Annotated in this window: 22 protein-coding genes; 14 read left to right on the top strand and 8 right to left on the bottom strand. The window is 64.1% G+C overall.

What is annotated here, in order from left to right; all coding sequences use genetic code 11:
• Positions 1-195 precede the first annotated feature (195 nt).
• Complete coding sequence (locus OZ411_RS27540) at positions 196-2,172, top strand: hypothetical protein (RefSeq protein WP_282530478.1); 1,977 nt, start codon at positions 196-198, stop codon at positions 2,170-2,172.
• Between the two features lie 105 nt (positions 2,173-2,277).
• On the opposite strand, the gene aspS is transcribed toward OZ411_RS27540, so the two are convergent.
• Positions 2,278-4,050, bottom strand: a complete 1,773-nt coding sequence (aspS, locus tag OZ411_RS27535) for an aspartate--tRNA ligase (RefSeq protein WP_282530477.1) — start codon at positions 4,048-4,050, stop codon at positions 2,278-2,280.
• Positions 4,051-4,242: 192 nt separating this feature from the next.
• Here aspS and OZ411_RS27530 point away from each other — a divergent pair, with 192 nt between their 5' ends.
• Positions 4,243-5,721 carry a protein adenylyltransferase SelO gene (locus tag OZ411_RS27530; RefSeq protein WP_282530476.1) on the top strand — a complete coding sequence of 493 codons (1,479 nt, stop codon included), beginning with the start codon at positions 4,243-4,245 and terminating at the stop codon, positions 5,719-5,721.
• Positions 5,722-6,161: 440 nt separating this feature from the next.
• A complete protein-coding gene (gene chrA / locus OZ411_RS27525; RefSeq protein ID WP_282530475.1) occupies positions 6,162-7,394 on the top strand; it encodes a chromate efflux transporter in 1,233 nt (410 codons plus the stop codon).
• Between the two features lie 176 nt (positions 7,395-7,570).
• Here chrA and OZ411_RS27520 read toward each other — a convergent pair whose 3' ends face one another.
• Entirely contained in the window at positions 7,571-8,014 is a 444-nt protein-coding gene (locus OZ411_RS27520) for a hypothetical protein (protein WP_282530474.1), read from the bottom strand.
• 765 nt (positions 8,015-8,779) lie between these two features.
• Between OZ411_RS27520 and rnd the strand changes: the two genes are divergently transcribed.
• A complete protein-coding gene (gene rnd / locus OZ411_RS27515) occupies positions 8,780-9,934 on the top strand; it encodes a ribonuclease D (RefSeq protein ID WP_282530473.1) in 1,155 nt (384 codons plus the stop codon).
• Positions 9,935-10,059: 125 nt separating this feature from the next.
• Positions 10,060-11,124 carry a LysR family transcriptional regulator gene (locus tag OZ411_RS27510; protein WP_282530472.1) on the top strand — a complete coding sequence of 355 codons (1,065 nt, stop codon included), beginning with the start codon at positions 10,060-10,062 and terminating at the stop codon, positions 11,122-11,124.
• Here OZ411_RS27510 and OZ411_RS43395 read toward each other — a convergent pair.
• Positions 11,114-11,410, bottom strand: a complete 297-nt coding sequence (locus OZ411_RS43395; RefSeq protein ID WP_349017042.1) for a hypothetical protein — start codon at positions 11,408-11,410, stop codon at positions 11,114-11,116. The genes OZ411_RS27510 and OZ411_RS43395 overlap by 11 nt on opposite strands.
• A complete protein-coding gene (locus OZ411_RS43390) occupies positions 11,410-12,072 on the bottom strand; it encodes an autotransporter outer membrane beta-barrel domain-containing protein (protein WP_349017041.1) in 663 nt (220 codons plus the stop codon). Before OZ411_RS43390 ends, OZ411_RS43395 begins: the two co-directional genes overlap by 1 nt.
• A gap of 591 nt (positions 12,073-12,663) precedes the next feature.
• On the opposite strand from OZ411_RS43390, the gene OZ411_RS27500 reads away from it, so the two are divergent.
• A complete protein-coding gene (locus tag OZ411_RS27500) occupies positions 12,664-12,867 on the top strand; it encodes a cold-shock protein (protein WP_130581408.1) in 204 nt (67 codons plus the stop codon).
• Between the two features lie 77 nt (positions 12,868-12,944).
• Here the strand turns inward: OZ411_RS27500 and purN are convergent, their stop codons facing one another.
• Together purN and purM are read right to left on the bottom strand one after the other, a co-directional pair.
• Positions 12,945-13,598 carry a phosphoribosylglycinamide formyltransferase gene (gene purN / locus OZ411_RS27495; protein ID WP_282530471.1) on the bottom strand — a complete coding sequence of 218 codons (654 nt, stop codon included), beginning with the start codon at positions 13,596-13,598 and terminating at the stop codon, positions 12,945-12,947.
• Positions 13,595-14,668 carry a phosphoribosylformylglycinamidine cyclo-ligase gene (gene purM / locus OZ411_RS27490; protein ID WP_282530470.1) on the bottom strand — a complete coding sequence of 358 codons (1,074 nt, stop codon included), beginning with the start codon at positions 14,666-14,668 and terminating at the stop codon, positions 13,595-13,597. The genes purN and purM overlap by 4 nt, the downstream gene beginning before the upstream one ends.
• Before the next feature lie 159 nt (positions 14,669-14,827).
• On the opposite strand from purM, the gene OZ411_RS27485 reads away from it, so the two are divergent.
• From OZ411_RS27485 to OZ411_RS27465, 5 genes are all read left to right on the top strand, one after another.
• Positions 14,828-15,370: a CDP-alcohol phosphatidyltransferase family protein gene (locus OZ411_RS27485; protein ID WP_028165891.1), complete on the top strand. Its 543-nt coding sequence runs from the start codon at positions 14,828-14,830 to the stop codon at positions 15,368-15,370.
• A gap of 133 nt (positions 15,371-15,503) precedes the next feature.
• Positions 15,504-16,181, top strand: a complete 678-nt coding sequence (locus OZ411_RS27480; RefSeq protein WP_130581405.1) for a chromosomal replication initiator DnaA — start codon at positions 15,504-15,506, stop codon at positions 16,179-16,181.
• 127 nt (positions 16,182-16,308) lie between these two features.
• Complete coding sequence (locus OZ411_RS27475) at positions 16,309-18,489, top strand: RNA degradosome polyphosphate kinase (protein WP_282530469.1); 2,181 nt, start codon at positions 16,309-16,311, stop codon at positions 18,487-18,489.
• 21 nt (positions 18,490-18,510) lie between these two features.
• Positions 18,511-20,013, top strand: coding sequence for an exopolyphosphatase (gene ppx, locus OZ411_RS27470; protein WP_130581403.1), 1,503 nt, complete (start codon positions 18,511-18,513; stop codon positions 20,011-20,013).
• Positions 20,014-20,510: 497 nt separating this feature from the next.
• Positions 20,511-21,065: a TonB C-terminal domain-containing protein gene (locus tag OZ411_RS27465; RefSeq protein WP_282530468.1), complete on the top strand. Its 555-nt coding sequence runs from the start codon at positions 20,511-20,513 to the stop codon at positions 21,063-21,065.
• 46 nt (positions 21,066-21,111) lie between these two features.
• On the opposite strand, the gene OZ411_RS27460 is transcribed toward OZ411_RS27465, so the two are convergent.
• Complete coding sequence (locus tag OZ411_RS27460; RefSeq protein WP_130581401.1) at positions 21,112-21,951, bottom strand: TerC family protein; 840 nt, start codon at positions 21,949-21,951, stop codon at positions 21,112-21,114.
• Between the two features lie 294 nt (positions 21,952-22,245).
• Positions 22,246-22,668 carry a nucleoside-diphosphate kinase gene (ndk, locus tag OZ411_RS27455; protein WP_130581400.1) on the bottom strand — a complete coding sequence of 141 codons (423 nt, stop codon included), beginning with the start codon at positions 22,666-22,668 and terminating at the stop codon, positions 22,246-22,248.
• Between the two features lie 450 nt (positions 22,669-23,118).
• Here ndk and OZ411_RS27450 point away from each other — a divergent pair, with 450 nt between their 5' ends.
• The 3 genes from OZ411_RS27450 (at position 23,119) to abc-f (ending at position 25,732) form a co-directional block, all read left to right on the top strand.
• Complete coding sequence (locus tag OZ411_RS27450; RefSeq protein ID WP_282530467.1) at positions 23,119-23,370, top strand: sulfur globule protein precursor; 252 nt, start codon at positions 23,119-23,121, stop codon at positions 23,368-23,370.
• A gap of 211 nt (positions 23,371-23,581) precedes the next feature.
• The gene (locus OZ411_RS27445; protein ID WP_282530466.1) at positions 23,582-23,758 is read left to right on the top strand and encodes a hypothetical protein; all 177 of its coding nucleotides are present in this window, start codon (positions 23,582-23,584) and stop codon (positions 23,756-23,758) included.
• Between the two features lie 111 nt (positions 23,759-23,869).
• Positions 23,870-25,732, top strand: a complete 1,863-nt coding sequence (gene abc-f / locus OZ411_RS27440) for a ribosomal protection-like ABC-F family protein (RefSeq protein ID WP_282530465.1) — start codon at positions 23,870-23,872, stop codon at positions 25,730-25,732.
• The last annotated feature ends 459 nt before the right edge of the window (positions 25,733-26,191 follow it).

Raw genomic sequence — 26,191 nt, 5'->3', positions numbered from 1 at the left:
AAGGCCAGTTGTCCGGCAGATGGAGCCGGATGTGAAGCACGCCGGGCCCCCTCGATGCAACATCGGATCGCACTCCCGTCAACAGCCGCCCGGCTGCGCAATATTTGAAGCCATACCGCCCTTTCCTTCTCCGGTCATCCCCTTGAGAACATGGCAATTTGTCCCCAGGATGATCGGTAATTCGGAGCTGACCGGATGATACGGATATTGATCGGCCTGATCGCCGCGGTCGTGGTCGCCGCCGCCGGCCTGCTCGGCTTCAATCTCTACGTGCAGCATCGCATGACCAGCGGCATCGAGGCGGCCTTCGCGCAAGTCCGCGCCGCCGGCGGCAAGGCGAGCCATGGCAAGGTGACGGTGGATATGCTGGCGCGCACCGTCACGGTCGTGGACATCGTGGGCGAATCGGCGGCGCAACCACCGGCGCGGCTGCGGATCGCGAGCCTGACCGCCACCGGCGTCCGCCAGCCCGACCGTGCCCGCATCTCGGCCGACAGCATCGAACTGACCGACATCGAGCTGGCAACCGAGGTGACCGACAAGGTCCCGGCCAAGGTCACCTACAAGGTGCCGCGCTTCACGGTGAAGGATTATTCCGGCCCCTCCAACCCGGCGCAACTGCCGGCCTCGGAATCCCTGCTCGACATCTATCGCTTTGCGCTTCAGCAGTTCACCGGCATCGCGGCCTCGTCGGTCACAATCCCCTCGGTGACCGGCACGATCAATGGCGGCGCGGCGACGCCTGATGGTGGCGAGTTCGCCTATTCGGGCATTACGCTGCAGGACATCAGGGATGGTAAGGTCGCCAGCACCAAGGCGGACGGGTTCACTTTCACGGTGAACACGCCGCAGGCGGGCAAGCGCGAGAAGCTTACCGGCACTCTCTCCAATCTCGTCGCCCATGATTTCGATGCGGCGGCGGCCGGCACCGTGCTCGATCCCGAAAGGTCGAACGACGACAGCTATTATCGCATCTATCGGCAAGTCTCGGCCGGCCCCTATGTGCTCGCCACCGATCAGGGCATGCGGGCACAGATCGACAGCATCACGGTCGACGATATCGCGGTGCGGCCGTCAAAGCTGCAACTGGCGGCGATCCTCGCACTGGTGCCGCAGCCCGGAGCCGGCCCTCCGACCCAGGCCCAGGCGCGCGAGATCATGGAGAAGATGGCTGGCGTCTATGAGGGCATTCGCATCGGCAATGCGGAATTGCGCGGACACACGATGCGGACGCCGCAGGGACCTTTCAAGCTGGCGGCGATCCGCGCCAATCTGGAAAACGGCCGCGGCCAATTGGCGCTTGAAGGCCTGGACGTCGAGACGCCAAAGGGGCCGTTCAGGTTCGACCGTCTTGCGCTGAATTCCTTCGACATCCCGCAATTGATGCGCTTCGCGGCGCGTGCCAACGCCGAGCCAAAGCCCACGCCGGATGAAATTTTCGGTCTGTTCAGAGTGTTCGAAGGCGTCGAGGTCAAGGGCGCCGCCACGCCCTTCCGCGACACCAACAAGCTCATCAATATCGACACCATCAGCCTGGGCTGGGGCCAGTTCGTCGGCCCCGTCCCAAGCAAGGCGCATCTGGTCGCGAAGCTGAACGTACCCATAGATGCGACCGATCCGGCGATGCAGCCGTTTGTCGCGGCCGGCATCGACCGGGCCGCCATCGACATCGATCTCGGCGCCGGCTGGACCGAACAGTCCGGCGCCTTCGTGCTCGCGCCCGCAAGCCTCGAAATCGGCAACCTGCTGAAGGCATCGGCCCGCATTGCGCTCGCCAATGTGCCCCGAGCCGTGTTCTCCACCGATCCGGTGCAAGCAGCGAGCCTCGCCGGCCAGATTGAGGCCGGAGCCATCGAGCTCAGCTTGCGCGACAGCGGCTGCGTCGATCTTGCAGTTGCGCAATATGCCCGCGCCCAGAACGTCAGTCGCGAGGCGGCAAGAGGCGCCATCATCGACCAGATCAAGGCGTTTGGCCAAACCATCGCCGCCAATCCAGATGCGACTGCAGCAGTGGACGCCGTGATCCGCTTTGTCGAGAGCCCCGGACAAACGCTGATCATCAAGCTGACGCCCCGCGGCAAGGTGCCGGGACTCCAGCTCGTTCAGCTCCTCAAGACCGACCTGCTGATCGCGCTCGCGCAATTCCACGTCGAGGCCTCGACGGGACTCTAAATGCTGCCGTAGCCCGGGTGAAGCGCCAGCGTAACCCGGGACCGCTCGTAAACTCCGACGCAGATGCCCCCGGGTTACGCTGGCGCTCCACCCGGGCTACGCGCATCACTTGTTCGGCAGGTTGACCCTGACGTGAAGCTCGCGGAGCTGCTTCGTCGTGGCTTCCGACGGCGCGCCCATCAGGAGATCGACGGCCTGCTGGTTCATCGGGAACAGCGAGATCTCACGCAGGTTCGTGGTGCCGCACAACAGCATCACGATACGATCGAGCCCCGCCGCCATGCCGCCATGCGGCGGCGCGCCGTACTGGAAGGCCCGGTACATGCCGCCGAAGCGCTCGACCACGTCCTCTTCGCCATAGCCCGCGATCTGGAATGCCTTCACCATCGCTTCCGGCTTGTGGTTACGGACGCCGCCAGAGGCGATCTCGTAGCCGTTGCAGGCGATGTCGTACTGGAACGCCTTGATGGTCAGCGGATCCTGCGTCTGCAGCGCTTCCAATCCGCCCTGCGGCATCGAGAACGGGTTGTGCGAGAAATCGACCTTCTTGTCTTCCTCGTTGTACTCATACATCGGGAAGTCGACGATCCAGGCGAGCTCGAACCGGTCCTTATCGATCAGGTTCAATTCCTCACCGAGCTTGGTGCGCGCAAGGCCGGCGAACTTCCAGAACTTGTCGGGCTCGCCGGCAACGAAGAACGCCGCATCGCCTTCCTGCAGCCCGAGTTGTTCGCGGATCGCCGCAGTGCGTTCGGGGCCGATGTTGTTCGCAAGCGGACCCGCGCCCTCGCCGCCTTCGCGCCAGAAGATGTAGCCGAGGCCGGGCTGCCCCTCGCCCTGCGCCCAGGAATTCATGCGGTCGGCGAACGCGCGGCTGCCGCCGCCCTTGGCCGGGATCGCCCACACCTGGTTCTTCGGGTCCTCGAGCATTCGCGCGAACACCTTGAAGCCGGAGCCGCGGAAATGCTCGGAGACCTCCTGCATCACGATCGGGTTGCGCAGGTCGGGCTTGTCGGTGCCGTATTTGCGGATCGCCTCCGCAAACGGAATCCGAGGCCAGTTCTTCGTCACCGGCTTGCCCTTGGCAAAATCCTCGAACACGCCTGTAATGACCGGCTCCATCGCCGCGAACACGTCTTCCTGCGTGACAAAACTCATCTCGACGTCGAGCTGGTAGAATTCGCCCGGCAGGCGGTCGGCGCGCGGGTCCTCGTCGCGGAAGCAGGGCGCGATCTGGAAATAGCGATCGAAGCCCGACATCATGATCAATTGCTTGTACTGCTGCGGCGCCTGCGGCAGCGCGTAGAATTTCCCAGGATGAATGCGCGAGGGCACCAGGAAGTCGCGCGCGCCCTCCGGCGAGGATGCCGTCAGGATCGGCGTCTGGAATTCGAAGAAGCCCTGCTCCTTCATCCGCTTGCGCATGGAATCGACGACCGCGCCGCGGGTCATGATGTTCTGGTGCAGCTTCTCGCGACGCAGGTCGAGGAAACGGTACTTAAGCCTTATGTCTTCAGGATATTCCTGCTCGCCGAACACCGGCAGCGGCAGCTCGGCGGCGGGGCCGAGCACCTCGATCTCGCTGACATAGATCTCGACCTGTCCGGTCGGAAGTTCCGGATTGTCGGTACCCTCGGGGCGGCGGCGGACTTTGCCGTCCATCCGCACCACCCACTCCGAGCGCAGCTTTTCGGCATCGTGGAACGCCGCCGAATCCGGGTCCGCCACGCATTGGGTGATGCCGTAATGGTCGCGCAGGTCGATGAACAGCACGCCGCCGTGGTCGCGAACGCGATGGACCCAGCCGGAAAGGCGGACCGTCTCGCCGATATGGCTCTCGCGGAGCGCGCCGCATGTATGTGACCGGTAGCGATGCATGGACTTCCCAAACAGATGTCGGAGGGTTCGAATCGGGCGGCCAACGGCCTGCCCGATTTTGCGGGTGGGTTTACCCGAGGCCGCGAGGGGCGGCAACCAAGGGAACGCCCTGATTTGCGCCCGAACCGGACATTTTCGGCCCCGACGGCGCGAAGTGTTTGCCTAATCGAGGCCTGCGCCTATCTTTAGGCCATGACGGTGCATTTCCCCTTCCAGAACACCTATGCGGCGCTGCCGGCGAACTTTTTTGCCCGCGTTGCGCCGACCCCGGTTGCCGCCCCGCGGCTGATCAAGCTCAACCGGCCGCTCGCGGTTCAACTCGGGCTTGATCCGGACCTGCTGGAAACCCCGGAGGGAGCGGAAATCCTTGCCGGCAAGCGCCTGCCCGAGGGCGCTGACCCGATCGCGATGGCCTATGCCGGCCACCAGTTCGGCCAGTTCGTTCCGCAACTCGGCGACGGCCGCGCCATCCTGCTCGGCGAGGTCATCGACCGGGACGGCGTCCGCCGCGACATCCAGCTCAAGGGTTCCGGCCCGACCCCGTTCTCCCGCCGCGGCGACGGCCGCGCCGCGCTCGGCCCGGTCCTGCGCGAATACATCGTCAGCGAAGCGATGTTCGCACTGGGTATTCCGACCACGCGTTCGCTCGCCGCCGTCATCACCGGCGAGCATGTGATCCGCGAGACCGCGCTTCCCGGCGCCGTGCTGACGCGGGTGGCGGCGAGCCATGTCCGCGTCGGCACCTTCCAGTTCTTCGCCGCGCGCGGAGACACCGATGGCGTGCGCGCCCTCGCCGACCATGTGATCGCGCGGCACTATCCGGAGATCGCGAAGGCGGATCGCCCGTACCACGCTTTGCTCGAAGGCGTCGTCGCGCGCCAGGCGGAGCTCGTCGCGCGCTGGCTCCTGATCGGCTTCATCCACGGCGTGATGAACACCGACAACACCTCGATATCGGGCGAGACCATCGACTACGGCCCCTGCGCCTTCATGGACGACTACAACCCCGCGCAGGTCTACTCCTCGATCGACGAGATGGGCCGCTACGCCTATGGCAACCAGCCGCGGATCGCGCTGTGGAACCTGACGCGTCTCGCCGAATGCCTGCTGCCGCTGTTCTCCGACGACCAGGAGAAGGCGGTCGAACAGGCGCAATTCATCCTCGGCGATTTCTCCGAGAAGTTCAGCGCGGCCTATGCAGCCGGTCTACGGCGGAAGATCGGCCTGTTCACCGAACGCGACGGCGATGAGGCGCTGATCGAGGGTTTCCTGGACGCCATGGCGAAAAACCAGGCCGACTTCACCCTCACCTTCCGCCGCCTTGGCGACGCAGCCCTGGATGCATCAGCCGACGAGAACGTCCGCGCGCAGTTCATGGATCCCACCGCCTTTGACGAATGGGCCAAGCGCTGGCGCGAGCGTCTCGCCATCGAGCCGCAAACCCCGTCCGAGCGCCAGTCCGCCATGCACGCCGTCAACCCCGCCTTCATCCCGCGCAACCACCGCGTCGAAGCGGTGATTGCGGCCGCGACCAACGACGACAACTACGCACCATTCGAAGAACTGTTGACGGTGCTGTCAAAGCCCTACGACGACCAGCCGCAATACGCGGCTTACGCCGCCCCGCCGCTGCCCGATCAGCGCGTGCTGCAAACCTTCTGCGGAACGTGAGAAGGCGATGCGTAGGCATCGAGCCCGGAGTTGTAGGGTGGGCAAAGCGCAGCGTGCCCACCATCTCGAGCAAACTGCTGATGGGGGGCACGGCGCGCAGAGCGCCTTTGCCCACCCTACCAATTGCTCATCCTACAAATCACAAAACTAAATTCTTAAGGCGGGGCCCGGTGTGCCTGGGAGTCCGAGCCCCATAACCTCAACAACCTGGCCGCCAAGCTGTTCGGCTACATCAACACTTTAGCGCAGCGGGCCCACACGCTATTGATTTGCCGCAACAGCGGGCGAGCGTTTCTGAATTGCGAGCGATCGCCGATCCCGATCCGGCTCTTGCATCGATCACCTCGCGGAGGCTTGTTGTCGGACACTCTCCGAATATGCTCCGATGCAAGAGATACAGCTCGATCGAACTTCGGCTCCGCTGATGGGAATTCTGGACGATGAACATTGAGCGGATTTCAGACAGCGAAGCCGAACCTTCGCGTCCGCGCGCGGGCTCGCCGCTCGAAGTGCTTCTGGTCTTCCTCAAGCTCGGGCTGACCTCGTTCGGCGGTCCGATCGCCCATATCGGCTACTTCCGCAGCGAATTCGTCGAGCGCCGCAAATGGCTCGACGAACAATCCTATGCAGACCTCGTGGCGCTCTGCCAATTCCTGCCCGGCCCGGCAAGCAGCCAGGTCGGCTTCTCCCTCGGGTTGATGCGCGCAGGTTATCGCGGTGCGCTGGCGGCATGGACGGGCTTCACGCTGCCATCGGCCATAGCACTCCTGCTCTTTTCCTATGGCGCCAGCGCATTGAGCGGGCCGGTCGGGACAGGACTCGTGCACGGCCTGAAACTCGTGGCAGTCGCCATCGTAGCTCAAGCGGTATGGGGCATGGCGCGGACGCTGTGTCCGGACCGGGAGCGCGCCTCGATCGCGACGATCGCGGCACTCTTCATCCTGTTCAGCACGTCATCGGTGGCACAGATCGGCGCGATTCTGCTCGGCGGCATTGCCGGACTATGGCTCTGCCGCGCCGCGCAGCCGAGCGGGGAAAGCCATTTCGCCGTGCCGGTGTCGCGCGCCGCCGCCCTCACCGCGCTGGCAGCGTTCCTGATCCTGCTCGTCGGCCTGCCGATCCTGGCGCGGCTGTGGCCGTACTCGGGCACTGCCTTGTTCGACGCATTCTATCGCTCCGGCGCGCTCGTGTTTGGCGGCGGCCATGTCGTGCTGCCGCTGCTGCGCGAGGCAGTGGTCACGCCGGGCTGGGTCGGCGACGACGTGTTCCTGACCGGCTATGGCGCGGCCCAGGCCGTTCCCGGACCGCTCTTCACCTTCGCCGCCTATCTGGGCGCCGTCGTCAAGACGTCGCCGCACGGCATCGCCGGAGCCATCATCGGCTTGCTCGGCATATTCCTTCCGGGCGTCCTGATCCTGCTGGCAGCGCTGCCGTACTGGGACAGCTTTCGCAAACGTGCCGGTGCCCAGGCGATGATGCGCGGCGTAAACGCGGCGGTCGTCGGCATCCTGGGCGCGGCACTCTACAGTCCGGTGTGGACCAGTACGGTGCAGACGCCCAGGGACTTTGCGATTGCCCTCGTCGGATTCGTGCTGCTCATGGCCTGGCGCGCACCACCGCTCGTGGTCGTCGCCTTCAGCGCTATCGCGGGAATAGGCGCGGCGATTCTGTGATGCCTCTGTCAGCGCCGGCTCGGCTCGTTATGAGCATGTTCCATCGCTCGACCAGTGTTTCCCCGGATAGGATTTCGGTCGCCTTCGTGTTTTAGGGTAAGGCGTTCATGTAGGCATATTTACGTGCGCCCGGCAGCCAACGCTGCCGGGCTATTCGTTTGGAAGCATCGAAGAATCTAGGCCGCCTTCTGCAGCGGATAGGTCTGCAGGCGCCGCGCCGACAGCGCGCAGCCGCAATCATGCATGGTGCTGCGCTCGATGACGAAGCGGCGCTTCTCCAGCGAGGCACGCAGGCTTTCGTTCACAGCGGCCTTCTGGGCATCGACCCAGACCACCAGCACGCCGCTGGCACTCAGGCAATTCACCAGCCAGTCCAGCGTCGCCTCGAGTGTGCGCAACGGGCGTCGGCGCCAGTCGACAAAAGCGACGTCGTACTGACCGGCGGGGCGCCCGCAATTGCCCGTCGCGGCCGCGCGCGAATAGCCGCGCCGCTGAAGCTCGAGCATCAATTCAAAGCTCTTGGAGCCGGCGACGACGATGCGGTGCTGCATCGAGCAGCCCGCCAGTTGGATCATCGGATCAATGATCCTGTCGCCAGTGCCAACCTGAAGGGAAGACATGACATCACCTATTCCATTCGCTCTCGCGCCCGCGCGAGTCGGGCCGCACCTCGGATGCGCGCAATATCTTCACAGCGGGATATGATTTCGAGAGCGACCGACCTGCGGCCGTATATGCGCCGCATAGGGGCGCCTAACCCAGCGGTAGGATGGGCACTCACTATCCCCTCACCCTGAGGAGGTCGCGAAGCGACCGTCTCGAAGGGCGAGGCCACCGGCGGGGCCTCATGGTTCTCAAGGCGATGCGGAGCATCGTCCGGAGACGCGCGGAGCCTGTCATCGGGCCGCGCTTTGCGCGGACCGTTGGCGCTCCTCACCATGAGGGGGCACATCAGTGCCAGCCTCATCATCGCGGCGCACGCCGCCGGCGACCGTCACGCACACCCGCCATTAACCCCTCGTCCACCATCGCGGCGGCGGACGGCCGGTAACCAAATCCCTTAACAGACCATCAACCCGATCCCGACAAGTCTTACGACTTTGTTAGGGAGATTGCCGATGGAAGCCTTTGCTCTTGAATTCGTGGGAATGGCGATGGTGGCTCTCTGCCTTGTCGTGCTCGCAATGCCCGCCGCACGGCGGCCCTCCAAGCATGGGCGTCACGAGTAGGGCGGCCGCCCGACCACTGTTTTCGCCCGGCCGGCGCCTCCGCGGCCTGTTCCCCGCGGTCTGACCTGAGCCTATGCAGGGCCAGAATTGCAGCCAAGCCCCTTGACATACCTGCGCTTTCGGCAGAACGCGTGTCGGAAGCGTCATGGACTGTTCATGGATCTGATTAACACCACCTGGGAACTGCAGGCGGCCTGCGACCGCTTGGCCGCCCACCCCGTCATCACCGTCGACACCGAGTTCCTGCGGGAGACGACCTACTACCCCCTACTCTGCGTGCTGCAAATGGCGAGCCCGGATGAGGCCGTCGTGATCGACGCGCTCGCCCCCGGCATCGACCTGACACCTTTCTTCGAGTTGATGGCCAACGAGCAGGTGCTGAAGGTGTTCCACGCCGCCCGGCAGGACATCGAGATCGTCTGGCACCGCGCCAACACCATCCCGCACCCGATCTTCGACACACAGGTTGCGGCCATGGTGCTCGGCTATGGCGACAGCATCGCCTATGACCAGCTCGTCGAGCGCATCACCGGCCATCGGCCGGACAAGACCCACCGCTTCACCGACTGGTCGCGCCGGCCGCTCAGCGCCGAGCAGACTCAATACGCCGTCGCCGACGTCACGCATTTGCGCGACGTCTTCACCGCGCTCGACGCGGACCTGAAGAAGCGCGGCCGCAACGACTGGGTCAGCGAGGAGATGGAGATCCTGACCTCGCCCCGCACCTACGACTTCCATCCGGAGCGCGCCTGGGAGCGGCTGAAAACCAGGGTGCGGAAGCCGCGCGAGCTCGCGGTGCTGATCGAGGTCGCCGCGTGGCGCGAGCAGGAGGCGCAGAGCCGCGACGTGCCGCGCTCGCGCGTGCTGAAGGACGAGGCGGTCGGCGATATCGCAACACATGCGCCGACGTCGTTGGACAAGCTTGCCAACCTGCGCTCGCTGCCGAAAGGATTCGAGCGCTCGAAATGGGGCACGGACATCATCGCCGCCGTGCAGCGCGGGCTCGCCCGCGATTTCGCGAAACTGCCGAAGATCGAGAAGCCGCGCAACAATTCCAATGGTGCAGCGATCGTCGAACTGTTGAAGGTGCTGCTCAGGATGACGTCGGAGCGACACGCGGTCGCAAGCAAGGTGATCGCGACCGTCGATGATCTCGAGCAGATCGCCGCCGACGATCATGCCGACGTCGCCGCGCTGCACGGCTGGCGGCGCGAATTATTCGGCGAGGCGGCGCTCAAGCTCAAGCACGGCCGGCTGGCGCTTGCGATCGACAAGGGACGCGTAGTCAAGGTGGAACGCGCCAAGGAGTAACGGGGTAGTTATCGCCTTGCGCAGACCTAGCGCACTTATGTTGAAATTCCAGGTCGCAAGCAACATTTTGTGCACCTTCATCGCCTAGGTTGCGGCATCATCCCTTTACACGGGACAAGAAACGCATGCCGCATGATCTGGCCGGCAGCGCTGCGCCGATGCAGCGCAAGAAACTTGAAGACGCGCTTCGCCCTGAGTGGGGAGATTTGCGGGTGTTCCTGCTCTGCGCACGGAACCGCAGCTTTAGCCGCGCCGCCGACGTCCTCGGCGTGCCGGCAACCGCAATGATGCGCAAGATCGACAAGCTCGAGGACGATCTCGGCTGCAAACTGTTTTCGCGCGACGAAGCGCAACTGGCGCTGACCGGCGAAGGACGGGCGCTGCTGTTCGATGTCGAGCAGATGGAGCGTCTCAGCCTCAATGTCGTCAGGCGCGCGCGTGCGCCGGCGGAGGTGAGCGGCACCGTGCGGATCGCGGTGACTGAGGGACCCGGGAACTTCTGGGTGCTGCCGCGGCTGATCACGTTCGAACGGACCCACCGCAACATCATCGTCGAGCTGCGTTGCGTATCTGACTGCGCTGAAGTTCCGCGGCAGGAGGCGGACATCTCGCTTCAAGTCGAGCGGCCGAGCGATCCCGAACTGATCGCGACGAAGATCGGCCGGTTACACATCCACGCTTTCGCCTCGAAGGCCTATCGCGATGCCTACGGCCTGCCGACATCGCTCGACGAGCTGAAGCATCATCGCATCGTCAAGCAGGATGGCGTGCCGCATGGCGACGGCACCTACAAGCGGATCCTCGGCGTGGACTCGCTGGAGGGCATCGTCGGCATCTCCACCAATTCCAGCGTGGCCGCGCTCTACGCCGTCGAACAGGGCGCGGGAATCGGCTTCCTGCCGAGTTCGGTGATTGCGCTCGGCGCGCCGCTGGTCGCGGTCGACCTCGGCGTCAACCATCAACTGGATCTATGGCTCTGCTATCATCGCCAGTTCCGCCACTCGGACCGCCACACGCTGATGATCGAATGGCTGAAGAGCATCTTCGATCCCAAGGTCTATGCCTGCTTCCGCGACGAATTCATCCATCCCGACGAATTGACGCCGCTGATGGTGGGATCGCGCGAACATTTCGGATTGCAGAACTACGTGGCTCCAAAGCCTTTCCCGACCGAGGCGACTACCACTTGAACTCGACGCCGACAGTGCCCTGGTGCGACTGCATCGCGGCGCGGAATTTTCCGTCGTAGTTGAGATAGAGCCGCGCGGTATTGGTCAGGTTGAGCGACGCCACCGCGCCGGCATCCGCGCCATACTGGCTTTCAGCAGTGCCCTGCAGCGTGATGCTCTGACTGCCGAGGCTGACGGTGATATCGCCAAAGTTCTGCGCGACATTGTCGACGAACTTGCCATAGGCCGAGAGGTCGAACACCTTCTGGTCGAAGATCCAGTAGTGTCCGACTTCAGCCCCGATCATCACCCGCATCCGCTCCACAGTGGCGGCGCTGACGAAGACGGGATCGAGGCCGCCGAACTCCTGGAATGATCCGGTCTGGCGCGGACATATTCGAGGCTCGCCTTCGGCACGATGCGGCTCTGGTCCTTGTCCCAGTAATAACTGAACTCGCTCAGCGCGCCATCGAGCTTGGCGTTGTAACCCGCCGTGGCCAAACCAAGACCGGTATCGCGACTGGAGTGGATGTTGCCGAAGCCGTCCACGACGGCGATCGCCCAGGTCCACGGCCCCTTGTCGACGGTGGCGTGGGCGCCGAACTGGGTCAGGTCGATGGCCGCCGATTGCAGCGCGAGCGGCACGTCGATGTCGGTGCGGCTCTGGTCGACGGAGAAGCCGAGATTGACGCCCGGCGCGATTCGCGCACCGATGTCGGCCACCCCGCCCCAAGTCTTGCGGCGGTCGCCGACGAAATCCCCGACGGCGTCGTTGCGCGCCGAGATGCCGTAGCCCTCGAACCAGGTGCGGAAGCGCGGTGTCTCCACGCTCTCGGATGCACCTCCTCCACCGGGGTTGGTCCGCGCCATGCGGTTGAAGCCGTTGGTCGCCTGGTTGCCGATCCGCTCCAGGAAGTTGCTGCCAAGATTGGCTATCGCCGAGCCCGCCGCGAGATCGGCGTTAACCATGCCGGCTGTCGGCGACGGGATCGGCGTCGGACTTAGGCTCGGCGTTGGACTCGCCGCTGGGGGTGGGGTCGGGGTTGGTGCAGGCGTCGGCGGCCGCGATTGCGCCTGCGCCGAACAGATCTGCCGATGGCCAGGCAAAGCGCGGCCGCAATCGCCCATGCCAGGCCGCGGCAGCCCCTGACGGAGCTTGCCCCCGACGGGCGCCACGAGCAGCGCATGTATTCAATTCCCAAACGACGCGAGCCTGAAAATGCGTAAAAACAGCTGTAAATATCGGCCGATTTGCCCCTACTTCACCGGGAGCGTCAATCAGCCGGCCTTGCACACTTCGCCTCAGGCCGCAGCATTGTTGTCGATCGGCCACAGGCGTTGCCGCGGAGCACCGATTTTATGTGGCACACCAGAGGCTTGCTAACTTGCAGTTTTCGTGTTGCAATCTCCGGCACAATCGGATTGGGCCGTTCGACTGTGCGTTTCGTGACCTTGAAGTCTAAGAATCGGATTTTGATCAGACTGCCGGAAACCGGTTTGTGGCGTGGCACGCGCAAAGCGTGGCCGCGTCTTTTTTACGTCTAGACGAGGAGACAGGCGATGCCGAAGGGTACCGTCAAGTGGTTCAACCCAACCAAGGGTTATGGGTTCATCAAGCCGGCCGTCGGCGACAGGGACGTCTTCGTCCATATCTCGGCGGTTGAGCGTGCGGGACTCTCTACGCTCAACGAAAACCAAACAGTCGAGTACGACCTGGTGGAGAACCGCGGCAAGGCATCCGCGGAAAACCTCAAGGTCTCCTAGACTCCAATCACGATCAGCTCTGGCACTACCCCCGGCATCACCCCGGGGGGATTTCTTTGACGGACGCGGACGTTGCACTAACTTGCCGCGGGCGAAATCAGCGTGCCGTCTGACGCTGCGTTTCCCGCTGTCTTGCAGACATCGCCTTCCAGCGTGAGCCGGCCTGCCGCAAGCAGCCGCAGCGCTTCCGGATAGATCTGGTGCTCGATCTGGATGACGCGGGCCGCCAGCGTCTCTGGCGTATCGTCGTCGGCGACCACGACCGCGCCCTGCACCACAATCGGCCCGGCATCGGTCTCCGGGATCACGAAATGCACGGTGGCGCCTGAGATCTTCACCCCGGCCTTAAGCGCCTGGCCATGCGGATCGAGGCCGGGGAAGCACGGCAATAGCGACGGATGGATGTTGAGCATCCTGCCGTACCAGCGCTGCACGAATTCGGCCGTGAACAGCCGCATGAAGCCGCCGAGGCAGATCATCTCGACGTTCTTCTCGTCGAGCGCGCGCTGCAGCATCGCCTCGAAGCCGGCGCGGTCCTTGCCGAACGGCTTGCTCTCGATGACGATGGTCGGAATGCCGCTCGCGCTTGCCTTGGCGAGGCCGGCGGCGTCGGCGCGGTTGGAGATCACGACGACGATCTCGGCCGGAAAGTCGTCCGCCTTTGCGGCCTCGATCAGCGCGACCATGTTCGATCCGCGCCCGGAAATCAGGATGGCGACTCTGCGCTTCATTGCGAAAGATCGAGATGGCCGTTGTAGACCACGCGATGCTCGCCGGTCGCGTGGATCACCTCACCGAGCAATGTCGCGGTCTCGCCACTTTCGGTGAACACTTCCATGACCCGATCGACCGCATCCGCTTTCACGATCGCGATCATGCCGATACCGCAGTTGAAGGTGCGCAGCAGCTCGAGCTCGGCGATGCCGCCCGCCTCCGCCAGCCATTTGAACACCGGCAGGACCGGCAGCCGGGCGAGATCGATGCCGACACCCAGGTGCTTCGGCAGCACCCGCGGAATGTTGTCGGTGAAGCCGCCGCCGGTGATGTGGGCCAGCCCCTTGATCGCCCCGGTCTCGCGGATCGCGCGCAGGCAGGATTTGACGTAGAGCTTGGTCGGCGTCAGCAGCGCGCCGCCGAGCGTCATAACCGGCGAGAACGGCGCCGGCGCGTCGAAGCTGACGCGCGACTGCTCGACGATCTTGCGCACCAGCGAAAATCCGTTGGAGTGAACGCCGGACGAAGCCAGGCCGATCACGGCATCGCCAATGGCGATATCCGGTCGCGGCAAGAGCGTCCCGCGCTCGGCGGCCCCGACCGCAAACCCGGCGAGGTCATAATCGCCGTCCTTGTAGAGCCCCGGCATCTCCGCGGTCTCGCCGCCGATCAGCGCGCAGCCGGATTCGCGGCAGCCCTCGGCGACACCCGCGACGATAGCGGCGGCCGCCTCCGGGTCGAGCTTGCCGCAGGCAAAATAGTCGAGGAAGAACAGGGGTTCCGCGCCCTGAACGACGAGATCGTTGACCGACATCGCCACCAGGTCGATGCCGATCCCGTCATGCAGCCCGGTCTCGATCGCGATCTTGACCTTGGTGCCGACGCCGTCAGTCGCGGCCACCAGCACGGGGTCCTTGAAGCCGGCCGCCTTCAGATCGAACAGGCCGCCGAAGCCGCCGATCTCGGCGTCCGCGCCGGCGCGCGCGGTGGCACGGACCATCGGCTTGATCAGATCGACCAGCCGGTTGCCGGCATCGATGTCGACGCCGGAATCCGCGTAAGTGAGGCCGTTCTTGCGCTCGGTCATGCAAAATTCCAGTTGAAGACGGCTGGTTACGAGGAATTCCGCCCCCGCGCAATGGCTCGCAAGGCGGCAGGCGGTATACTATGTAGATAACGACCGGCTCAGCCCCCAGAGGGGCCGAATCTTCCGTGAATTCAGGCCGGTAGCCGGGAAGCGACCGAGTTGAGCATACCCAATATCATCACGCTGGGCCGCATCATTCTGGTGCCGGTCATCGTCTGGGCGATCGTCTCCAGCCAGATGGAAATCGCGTTTGCGATCTTCGTGATTGCCGGCGTCAGCGACGCCGTCGACGGTTTCCTCGCCAAGCGCTTCAACATGACGAGCGAGCTCGGCGCCCTGCTCGATCCGCTCGCCGACAAGGCGCTGCTGGTGTCGATCTATGTGGCGCTCGGGATCTGGGGCGCGGTGCCGCGCTGGCTTGTCATCCTCGTGGTCTCGCGCGACATCATGATCGTGGCGGCCGTGATCGTGTCCTGGCTGTTCGACAAGCCGGTCGAGATAAAACCGCTGATGGTCTCGAAACTTAACACGGGGGCTCAGGTTGCCTTCGCAGCCCTGGTGCTGGCCTCGCTCGGTTTCGGTTTCCAGCCAAGGCCTTATGATCTGATCCTGATGGGATTTGTCACCATCTTTACTTTGGTTTCCGTCTCCCTCTATCTCGTGGAGTGGGTGCGGCACATGAGCACGATCGAAGCGCGCTAGAGCGCTTTCGAGCTAAGAGCGTTTTCGAGCGAAGTGGGCACCGGTTCGCATAGCAATCAAGTTTACGCAGATTGCGTAGACTTATCTGCGCAGAAAACGCGTCAAGAGAATGAAAGCCCCGGAGAGTTTTTGCGTGGCAGGTAGCGTTCACCCTCGTCAGCTTGCGTTGGCGCTGCCGCATGCGGAGAGCCTGACCCGCGACGACTTCCTCGAGGGAACGGCGAATGAGGCCGGCCTCGCTCTGATCGAGAGCTGGCCCGACTGGCCGAACCGCATCATGCTTCTGGTCGGCCCCGAAGGATCGGGAAAAAGCCACCTCGCCGCGATCTGGGCCGAGCGAGCCGGCGCGCGCTCGACAGCGGCGCACGCACTGTCGGCCGAGACCGTGCCGGCGGACCTCGCGACCGGCGCACTCGTGGTCGAAGACTTGAACCCGCACGGCTTCGACGAGCGCGCGATGTTTCACCTGCTCAATCTCGCCCGCCAGGACGAAGCCTTCGTGCTGATGACCGCGCGCATTCCGCCGTCGGCGTTCGAGATCGAATTGCGCGACCTCCGGTCACGGCTGCGTGCAGTGCCGACCGTGTCATTGTTGCCGCCGGACGATCTCCTGTTTCGCGGCCTGATCGTCAAATACTGCACGGACCGCCAGATGACCGTGGACGAATCACTGGTGAGCTATCTCGCCAGCCGGATCGAGCGCTCCTACGCCGCCGCCCGCCAGGCGGTGGAACTGCTCGACACCGAGGCGCTGCGGCTCGGGCGGCCGGTGACGCGGGCGCTGGCGGCGGAACTGTGGCGCAACGCCTGACCCTGTGACTTGACGGCGCTGGCGCGGGGAACGTCAATGTCATCGAAACGTCATCCACTTATCACAGGCTTTGCATTGCATTTGCCTAAGTGGCTCTGGCCCTGAACTCGAATGGATCGAGAACTTCATGGAATCGGCACAACCTATTGAAGTACAAGAGAAAGAACAGGTTTCTGAGAGGCTGCCGGCGATCGCGACGAGCCCCGAACGCTTCATCAACCGCGAGCTTTCCTGGCTGCATTTCAATCGCCGCGTGCTGGAAGAGGCCGTCAACCCCGGCCATCCCGCACTTGAGCGGGTGAGATTCCTGTCGATATCAGCCAATAACCTCGACGAGTTCTTCATGGTCCGCGTCGCCGGTATCAAGGCGCAGGTCCGTGAAGGCATTCCGGAGCGCAGCCCCGACGGGCTGACGCCATCCGAACAGCTCGTCCTGATCAACCAGACCGTTTCCAAGCTCGCCTCCGATCAGCAGGCGATCTGGAGCGACCTGCGCACGATGCTCTCGGAAGTCGGCATCAACCTCGTCGATGGGCGGGACGTCACCAAGACCGAGCGGGCCTGGATCGAGGATCATTTCCTCCACAGCATCTTTCCGCTGCTGACGCCGCTCGCGATCGATCCGGCGCATCCCTTCCCGTTCATTCCGAACCTCGGCTTCACGGTGGCCCTGCAATTGTCCCGGATCTCCGACGGCAAGGCGATGAACGCGCTGATCCGCATGCCCGGCAAGATCGACCGCTTCATCCGCATCCCCAGTGAAGGCCGGTTGCGCCTGATCACGTTGGAGCAGGCCACCGGCCTCTTCATCGGGCGCCTGTTCCCGGGCTACACGGTCAACGGCCAGGGCGCCTTCCGCGTCATCCGCGACTCCGAAATCGAAATCGAGGAAGAAGCCGAAGACCTCGTCCGCACGTTCGAGACCGCGCTGAAGCGACGCCGGCGCGGATCGGTGATCCGGCTGGAGATCGAGGCCAAGATGCCGGAGGAACTGCGCCTGTTCGTGCAGCACGCGCTCAACGCCGCCGATGACGAGGTTTTCCTGGTCGACGGCGTGCTGGCCATGAACGAGCTGTCGCAACTCACCCGGCTCGACCGGCCCGATCTCGAATTCACACCCTATGTGCCGCGCCATCCGGAACGCGTGCGCGACCATGGCGGCGATATCTTCGCCGCGATCCGGCAGAAGGACCTGATCGTCCACCACCCCTACGAATCCTTCGACGTCGTGGTGCAGTTCCTGCAGCAGGCCGCCCGCGATCCCGACGTCGTCGCCATCAAGCAGACGCTCTATCGCACCTCGCAGAATTCGCCGATCGTGCGCGCGCTCGCCGAAGCGGCTGAAGCCGGCAAGTCGGTCACGGCGCTGATCGAGCTGAAGGCGCGCTTCGACGAGGAAGCGAACATCCGCTGGGCGCGCGACCTCGAGCGCGCCGGCGTGCAGGTGGTCTACGGCTTCATCGAGCTCAAGACCCACGCCAAATTGTCGATGGTGGTGCGCCGCGAGGGCGGCAATCTCACGACCTATGTCCACACCGGCACCGGCAACTACCATCCGGTGACCGCGCGCATCTACACCGATCTCTCCTACTTCACGTCAGACCCGATCATCGGCCGCGACGCCGCGCGTGTGTTCAACTACATCACCGGCTATGCCGAGCCGAGCGACATCGAGAAGATGGCGGTGTCGCCGCTCACGCTGCGCAAGCGCATGATCGAGCATATCCAGGGCGAGAGCAACCATGCGCGACACGGCCGCCCGGCCGCGATCTGGATGAAGATGAACTCGCTGGTCGACCCCGACATCATCGACGCGCTCTATGAAGCATCGCAAGCGGGAGTGCCGATCGAACTCGTGGTGCGCGGCATCTGCTGCCTCAGGCCGGGCCTGCCCGGGCTTTCCGAGAACATCCGCGTCAAATCGGTGATCGGCCGCTTCCTGGAACACGGCCGAATCTATTGCTTCGGCATGGGATATGGCCTGCCCAGCGCAAAAGCGGCTGTGTATATCTCCTCTGCCGACATGATGCCGAGGAACCTCGACCGCCGTGTCGAAGTGCTGTGTCCGCTGCAAAATCCCACGGTGCATCAGCAGGTTCTCGAACAGATCATGGTCGCGAATCTGAAGGACACCGAGCAGAGCTGGCGATTGTTGCCCGACGGATCGTCAACGCGTATGAAGGCCGCGAAAGGCGAAGAGCCTTTCAACCTTCATAATTACTTCATGACGAATCCAAGTCTGTCGGGCCGTGGAAAGTCTCTCAAGGAATCTTCGCCCCGCCGACTTACTCGCCGCAACGAGCGCTAGCCACCACAAGGGGACTTTCCGGTGAAGCGACCGCGCAAGCGCGCTATCAGCGTCGCTGTCATCGATATTGGCTCCAACTCGGTGCGTCTCGTGATCTACGAGTCGCTGTCGCGCAGCCTCATCACGCTGTTCAACGAGAAGGCGCTGTGTGGTCTCGGCCGCGAGGTGCAGAGCACGGGGCTTCTTGCGGAGGATGCGGTCGCAAAAGCGCTGACGGCGCTGCGGCGGTTTCGCGCGCTGTGCCGGGTCCAGAGGGTCGGCCGCGTCTATGCGATCGCGACAGCGGCCTGTCGCGACGCCAGGAACGGTGCTGATTTCATCGCCGAGGCCGAGCGGATCTGCGGAACGCGGATCGAAATTCTATCGGGCCCACGCGAAGCCAAGCTCTCCGCCCTGGGCGTCGTCTCCGGCGTGCACAAGCCCGACGGCATCGTCGGCGATCTCGGCGGCGGCTCGGTCGAACTGATCGACGTCAAGGGCAATCGCGTCCACAGCGGCGTGACGCTGCCGCTCGGCAGCCTTGCGCTGCAGGACCTCTCGGACAAATCGCTGAAACGCGCCGAGCGCATCGTCCGCAACGAGCTGTCTGAGGTTCCGCAGCTCAAGGCGGGCCGCGGCCGCAATTTCTACGCGGTCGGCGGCACCTGGCGCGCGCTGGCGCGCATCCACATCATCCAGAGCGGCTATCCGCTCAAGGTGATGCATGGCTATTCGATTCCCGCCGCCGACGCGCTCGATTTCGCGCAGCGCTTGCGCCGGCTGGCGGCAACCAACATGCTCGCCAATATCGAGGCTGTGGCCGACGCGCGGCGGCCGCTGCTCACCTACGCCGCGCTCGTTCTTGAATACATCATCCGGGTGGCAAAGCCGAAGACGATCGTGTTCTCCACCTTCGGCGTGCGCGAAGGCCTGTTCTACGAAATGCTGCCGCCAGCCGAGCGCGCCAAGGATGGCCTGATCTGCGCAGCGCAGACGATGAACGGCCTGCTCTCGCGGTCGGCGCGCCATGCCGAGGAACTGATCGCCTGGACCGATCGGCTCGTGCGTGTCGTGAGGCTGCGCGAGACCGACGAGGACCGCAGGCTGCGTCATGCCGCCTGCCTGTTGTCTGATATCGGCTGGCGCGTGCATCCCGATCACCGCGGCGAGGAGACGCTCAGCCTCATCACCAACGGCAATTTCGGCTCCATCACCCATCAGGGCCGCACCTTCGTCGCGCTCTCGGTGTTCTACCGCTACGCCGGCTTGAGCCTGGAGAACGAACCGCCGGAAATCGTGCAGGAGATGGTGCCGCATACGATGCTCGAACGCGCGCGCCTGCTTGGCGCCGCGTTTCGCGTCGCTCACCTGATCTCGGCAGCACGACCCGGCGTACTGCCGTCGACGCATTTCCGCACCGACGGACGTAAACTCATGCTGGTGTTTGAGCACCGGATGGTCGATCTCGTCGCCGACCGCGTCGGCAGCCGCTTCAAGCAACTGGCGCGTCTGGTCGGGCGCACCGGTTCGATCGTGCGGCGCTAGAGCATGATCCGGAAAAGTGGAAACCGGTTTTCCCTCGCGACAAACGCGAAGCGTTTGCGCGGAGATCATGCTCAAACAAAGAGTGCCGTAGCCCGGGTGAAGCGCCAGCGTAACCCGGGGGTCGCTCGCAACGCGGCTGCAGGTGTCCCGGGTTACGCGTTCCGCTCCACCCGGGCTACATGCTGTCCGCCGATCGCGGCACAGTGGAGGAGCGATGCAGGACATTCAGGCGCTGCAGCGATACGCCACGCTCGACGTCTGGCGCGAGCGCTGGTCGACGGTGGCGATGATTGCTGTGGCCCTGCTGCTGGCGCTCGGCCTGTTCGCGCTGATCTGGATGGCTCTGCGTAGCCCCGAGCCGGCGCGGCGCGAGCCGACGATCATCCAGCTTCTGCTTGTTCCCCCGCCACCTCCGCAGCGGCCTCCCGAGCCGGAAGGAGACGACGCAGCGCACTCTGCAGGCGCCGCCATCCGTCCCGGTCCCCCCGAAGAAGGTGGTGAACAATCGCCGGGATTCCGTCGCAGCCGCGCCGACACCGAAGCCGAAGCCCGCGCCGCCGCAGCCGAAGACAAAACTGCCCCCGGTGTCGGATCCGTTGAGCCTGGACGCGCCTCCCGATTGGAGGCAGGCCGCTCTGCCGAAGGGATCCAACGCCGGCACTCTCATCGGCGGGGACGGTGACAACGGCGGAGGCAGCGGCTGCGGCACCGCCAGCCCCTATCTCACGATGATCACCTCGCAACTCCGCAACGTGGTCGAGCGCAACGCGAGAGCGGACAGCCACAAGTTCCAGGCCCAGGCCCAGCTCTGGTTCGACGACCTCGGAAACGTGCAGCGGAGCCAACTCGTGCGATCGGCTGGAAATGCCGATCTCGATGCCACGATCACAAAGCTGCTGAAGGAAATCAGTATCGGCAGGGGACTGCCGCGGTGCGTCCAGCCCATTACGGTCTGGGTCGGCAACCCCTGGACCGGCGTCTTCAGGGACGCCGACAACAAGCCGGTCACGCCAAGCCATGTGGAGGTCTGGCGAACGTATCGCCGTCCCTAGAGCATAGCCCCGAAAAGGTTTTCCGAGCAGACCATGCCCAAGTGAGTCAGGCCGCCTTGGCGGCCCGCTCGGCGTGATGCATTGCGCGTCGGCGCCAGATCGATCCGACGACCAGCACCACGATGACGCCAAGCAGCGCCAGCGCGATCTCGCCGCCATGGCCGCCGCCGGCAAAATGCGGACCGATGCCGAGCGCCCCCAGCCAGGAATCGAGCGCGCCGCCGACCGGTCCGGCAAACAGCGCATCGAGCTTCGGATCGACCGCCGGATCGGTCGCGATCACATCGCCGGCGATCCACCCGAGCAGCGCCGCGCCGGCCCAGACCAGCACCGGCAGCTTGTTGAGCAGCGCCATGATCAGCGCCGCGCCCGCGACGATCAGGGGTACGCTGATCGCAAGACCCAACACCAGAAGCGGCACGCTGCCATTGGCCGCGGCGGCAACCGCGATCACGTTGTCGAGGCTCATGACAATGTCGGCGACGACGACGATCTGCACCGCCGCCCACAGATGCGCGGCCGCATCCACGCTGTCCTCGTCCTCGTGTTCGGGAACGAGCAGCTTTGCCGCGATCACGATCAGCGCCAACCCGCCGACGAGCTTGAGGTAAGGGAATTCCATCAAGGTCGCGACGATGCCGGTGAAGATGATGCGCAGAATCACCGCGGCCGCCGCGCCGAAGATCATGCCCCACAACCGCTGGCGCGGCGCGAGCCCACGGCAGGCCAGCGCGATCACCAATGCGTTGTCGCCCGACAACAACACATTGATCCAGATGATCTTGCTGACGGCGACCCAGAACGTCGTGGTCGCCATCTCGCTCTTGAACTGCGTGAAGAAAGCCGCGAGGTTCGCGGGATCAACGATCTGCCACAGCCAGTCCACAGCGCTTCCTTTCGGCCTTGCGACCACCCCTGGCGACGCTCAAGCCGCCGCAACTTCGTTGTATTAGAGCACGATCCGGAAAAGTGGATACCGGTTTTCCCTCGCGACAAACGCGAAGCGTTTGCGCAGGAAGATCATGCTCAAACAAAGAGCTAAAGCGGGATGACGATTCGAAGAAAAGTCATCACGCTTTAGAGCGTTCTCGAGCGAAGTGGATACCGGTTCGCCTGAAGAAAACGCGTCAAAACTAGAATCCAGAGCTTCGGTCCTGATTCAATCAGAACCGAAAATGCCCTAGCCGACGATCTCGTTGCCCGAGAAGAACTGCGCGATCTCGATCACGGCCGTCTCCGGGGCATCGGATCCATGCACAGAATTCTCGCCGATCGATTTCGCATGGAGCTTGCGGATCGTGCCTTCGGCGGCCTTGGACGGGTCGGTGGCGCCCATCACGTCGCGATATTTGGCGATCGCCCCCTCGCCTTCCAGCACCTGGACCACGACCGGGCCGGAGGTCATGAACTCGACCAGCTCGCCGAAGAACGGGCGCGCCTTGTGGACGGCATAAAAGGTCTCGGCCTGCCCGCGGGTCATGCGAATCCGCTTCTGGGCCACGATCCGGAGCCCGGCCTTCTCGATCAGTGCGTTGACCGCGCCGGTCAGGTTACGCTCCGTCGCGTCGGGCTTGATGATCGAGAAAGTGCGTTCAATCGCCATGATATCGTCCTTGCAAACGCTGGTTAACGAGTTGCGGGGCTTATATCGGCGTGATCCCGCAACGGCAAGCGACCCGGTGTCGCCCTGGCCTTAGAGCATGATCCGGAAAAGTGGAAATCGGTTTTCCGAAAAGATCACGCTCAAACAAAGAGATGAGATCATGATCCGATCCGTCTAATCGGATCATGATCGGGTTTCGGCACGATTTGGCGACCAGGGATCGGCATCGCCTTCGGGTGGCTCAGGGTTAACCAGGCCGGATTACGACAATTTCACGAACGTGAACCCATTCTGTAGCTGGCGTCGCGCTCCCGTTCAGACCGCGCGGCCTAGGCTGTTCACCGATCGGACGCCTTCGAAGCTCATCCACAAAGCTAAATGCGAGGGCGTCACGAGAGACATTGTCACCGCCGGCGCTTCTCACGGGCGCCGAAACTCGAGGAGACGACCATGCTACGTAAATTCTCGCTTGTCGCTCTTGCCGCGGCCTCGCTCGGCGCGGCTGCGCTGGCGCCGACCTCCGCCTCGGCGTGGGACGGTTGGCACGGTGGCTGGCATCATCGCGGCTGGGGCTGGGGTCCGCGCGTCGTTGTCGGCGGCCCCGCCTACTACGGCGGCCCCGGCTATGGCGGCTGCTACGTGCGGCGCCTGGTGCCGACCCCCTGGGGCCCCCGCTGGCGCCTGATCAACCGCTGCTATTGACCTGACCTGAGCTCCCCAAACCTGAGCTCCCCAAGACTTGAGCGCCCCGGCCGCAACGCCGGGGCTTTTTTTGCGCATGGAACCCGCCGGCCTGCTACCTGCGAGCGAGGATATGGAGGCGCGACAATCGGAAACAAATCCGGCGCTGCGGACTTGACCTTGCGAACTTTCATTCAAGCAAGGCGAGCTGGAACTCGCTGAAAGACCGATCATGATTAGCCGAATCCACGTTGACTTTGAGCAGCTCGATCACAAGACCTGCCGGTCCATTTGCGACGCGGTGGGCGAACGGCTGCAGCAAAGCTTGCGCCCGGAGACGTCACTGACCTCTCATTTGCAGCATCTCTTGGACGAGCTGCGCCGGCGCGAGGAAGACAGTCTGCATTGAAGGAGGCCAGCCTCGGGGCTGGCCGGGACAGCTCTGCGGAGCTGAAAAGCTAGAGCATAATTTACCGGACTGATGGGTTGCGTTTGGCGGCGGCTCCGGTGACAACGCCGCATGCTTTCCATCTCCGATATCTCCGTCCGCATCGCCGGGCGGCTTCTGATCGAGAACAGCTCGGTACAGATCATCCCAGGCGCCCGTGTCGGCTTTGTCGGCCGGAATGGCGTCGGCAAGTCGACGCTGTTTCATGCCATCCGCGGCGATCTTCCGCTTGAGGCCGGCAGCATCACCATCCCGCCACGCTGGCGGATCGGCAGTCTCGCGCAGGAAGCGCCCAATGGTCCGGAAAGCCTGATCGAGGTCGTACTGAAGGCAGATCTCGAGCGCGACGCGCTGCTGCGCGAGGCCGAGACCGCGCACGATCCGCACCGGATCGCGGAAATCCAGACCCGGCTCGTCGACATCGACGCCCATTCCGCCCCTGCCCGTGCGGCCGCAATCCTCAGCGGCCTCGGATTTTCGGCCGCCGACCAGGCGCGGCCATGCGCCGAGTTTTCCGGCGGCTGGCGCATGCGGGTTGCGCTTGCCGCTACGCTGTTTGCGGCGCCCGATCTGTTGCTGCTGGACGAGCCGACCAACTATCTCGACCTCGAAGGCACGCTGTGGCTGGAGGATCATCTTGCCCACTATCCGCGTACCGTGATCGTGATCAGCCATGACCGCGACCTCCTCGACACCTCCGTGGACCAGATCCTCCATCTCGATCACCGCAGGCTGACGCTCTACAAGGGGACCTATTCCTCGTTCGAGGAACAGCGCGCCACGCGCGAAATGCTCGATGCAAAGCACGCCAAGCGCCAGGCCGAGGAACGCAAGCGGCTGCAGGCCTTCGTCGACCGCTTCAAGGCCAAGGCTTCGAAGGCGCGCCAGGCGCAATCGCGCATGAAGATGCTGGAGCGGATGAAGCCGGTCACCGCGCTGGTGACGCAGGACGTGCACGAGATTTCGTTCCCGGTGCCCGAGAGGACGCTGTCGCCGCCGATCATCGCCGTCGATGACGTCGCTGTCGGCTATGATGCGGACAAGCCGGTGCTGAACCGCGTGACGCTGCGCATCGATACCGACGACCGCATTGCGCTGTTAGGTGCCAACGGCAACGGCAAGTCGACCCTGGTGAAGCTGCTCGCGGGCCGGCTCGCGCCGTTCTCCGGCAAGATCACGCGCGCGGAAAAGCTCTCGGTCGGCTATTTCGCGCAGCATCAGGTCGACGAGCTCAATCTCGACGGCTCGCCCTACAACCACATCCGCAAGCTGATGCCGGATGCGCCGGAGAGCAAGGTGCGCGCCCGCGTCGGCGCCATCGGCTTTTCCGGCAAAGCGGGGGATACGCTGGTGAAGAGCCTGTCGGGCGGCGAGAAGGCACGGCTGCTGCTCGGCCTTGCGACCTTCGCCGCGCCCAACATGATCATCCTGGACGAGCCGACCAACCATCTCGACATCGACAGCCGCGCCGCGCTCGCCGAAGCGATCAATGATTTTCCCGGCGCCGTGCTGATGGTCTCGCACGACCGCTACCTGATCGAGGCCTGCGCCGACCGGCTCTGGGTCGTCGCCAACCACACCGTGACGAGCTATGACGGCGATCTCGACGACTATCGCAGGACGATATTGTCCGCGAATGAGATACGCCCGGCTTCGCGCGAACGCAACAAGGAGAGCACCAAGCCCGAGCGTCCGAAAAGCGAGAAGCGCATCCCGCCGAAGCAGCGGATCGTGCAGGCCGAGGCCGAGATCGAACGCATCACCGGCATCATTGCCAAGATCGACGCCGCACTCGCGCTGCCGGACCTGTTCACGCGCGATCCGAAGCAGGCCGCACAACTCGCCCAAGCGCGCGCCGGCGCAGAAACCGCACTGCAGCGCGCCGAGGAAGAATGGCTGGAAGCGAGCTCACTCTCGGATGAAGCGGCAGGTTAGCCCGCTGCCTCGCGTCCTCATCCCGAGGAGCCGCGAAGCGGCGTCTCAAGGGATAGCCACGGACTCCCCACTCTCCGTCATTCCGGGCGCGCGAAGCGCGAGCCCGGAATCCATTCAACCACTTGCGCTGGCGGAGAAATGGATTCCGGGCTCGCCGCTTCGCGACGCCCCCGGAATGACAGCCCCCGTCATTGCGAGCCATCGGGCGGCGCTACCGCGCCGACCCGGTGGCTCGCAATGACGATGTGGATGCTTTGGGTGCGACAAAATAACCCGACGGGCAAATCAGCCCAAAGTCTGTCCACCCCTCACGCGAAAAATAAACCGCTTAACCCGTCGGGCAAATCAGCACTATTAATCCGCGCGTCTCACCCAAATGAGGGGCGGATCGCGATCGTCACGAACGTTGCGGTGAGATGCGGTGGACGAGAGTGTCACGACTGACGAGCGTGGCACTCG

This window comes from Bradyrhizobium sp. Arg237L (assembly GCF_029990105.1).
In the GTDB taxonomy this organism is placed as follows: Bacteria; Pseudomonadota; Alphaproteobacteria; order Rhizobiales; family Xanthobacteraceae; genus Bradyrhizobium.
This window is presented reverse-complemented; position numbering and strand designations above follow the sequence as displayed.

Coding starts and splice junctions, on each gene's coding strand:
- rnd (WP_282530473.1), top strand. CDS start 8,780: ATGGATCTGATTAACACCACCTGGGAACTGCAGGCGGCCTGCGACCGC.
- chrA (WP_282530475.1), top strand. CDS start 6,162: ATGAACATTGAGCGGATTTCAGACAGCGAAGCCGAACCTTCGCGTCCG.
- OZ411_RS27445 (WP_282530466.1), top strand. CDS start 23,582: ATGATTAGCCGAATCCACGTTGACTTTGAGCAGCTCGATCACAAGACC.
- OZ411_RS27500 (WP_130581408.1), top strand. CDS start 12,664: ATGCCGAAGGGTACCGTCAAGTGGTTCAACCCAACCAAGGGTTATGGG.
- OZ411_RS27520 (WP_282530474.1), bottom strand. CDS start 8,014: ATGTCTTCCCTTCAGGTTGGCACTGGCGACAGGATCATTGATCCGATG.
- abc-f (WP_282530465.1), top strand. CDS start 23,870: ATGCTTTCCATCTCCGATATCTCCGTCCGCATCGCCGGGCGGCTTCTG.
- purM (WP_282530470.1), bottom strand. CDS start 14,668: ATGACCGAGCGCAAGAACGGCCTCACTTACGCGGATTCCGGCGTCGAC.
- OZ411_RS27530 (WP_282530476.1), top strand. CDS start 4,243: ATGACGGTGCATTTCCCCTTCCAGAACACCTATGCGGCGCTGCCGGCG.
- OZ411_RS27510 (WP_282530472.1), top strand. CDS start 10,060: ATGCCGCATGATCTGGCCGGCAGCGCTGCGCCGATGCAGCGCAAGAAA.
- OZ411_RS43395 (WP_349017042.1), bottom strand. CDS start 11,410: ATGATCGGGGCTGAAGTCGGACACTACTGGATCTTCGACCAGAAGGTG.
- ndk (WP_130581400.1), bottom strand. CDS start 22,668: ATGGCGATTGAACGCACTTTCTCGATCATCAAGCCCGACGCGACGGAG.
- aspS (WP_282530477.1), bottom strand. CDS start 4,050: ATGCATCGCTACCGGTCACATACATGCGGCGCGCTCCGCGAGAGCCAT.
- OZ411_RS43390 (WP_349017041.1), bottom strand. CDS start 12,072: ATGGTTAACGCCGATCTCGCGGCGGGCTCGGCGATAGCCAATCTTGGC.
- OZ411_RS27450 (WP_282530467.1), top strand. CDS start 23,119: ATGCTACGTAAATTCTCGCTTGTCGCTCTTGCCGCGGCCTCGCTCGGC.
- OZ411_RS27475 (WP_282530469.1), top strand. CDS start 16,309: ATGGAATCGGCACAACCTATTGAAGTACAAGAGAAAGAACAGGTTTCT.
- purN (WP_282530471.1), bottom strand. CDS start 13,598: ATGAAGCGCAGAGTCGCCATCCTGATTTCCGGGCGCGGATCGAACATG.
- OZ411_RS27540 (WP_282530478.1), top strand. CDS start 196: ATGATACGGATATTGATCGGCCTGATCGCCGCGGTCGTGGTCGCCGCC.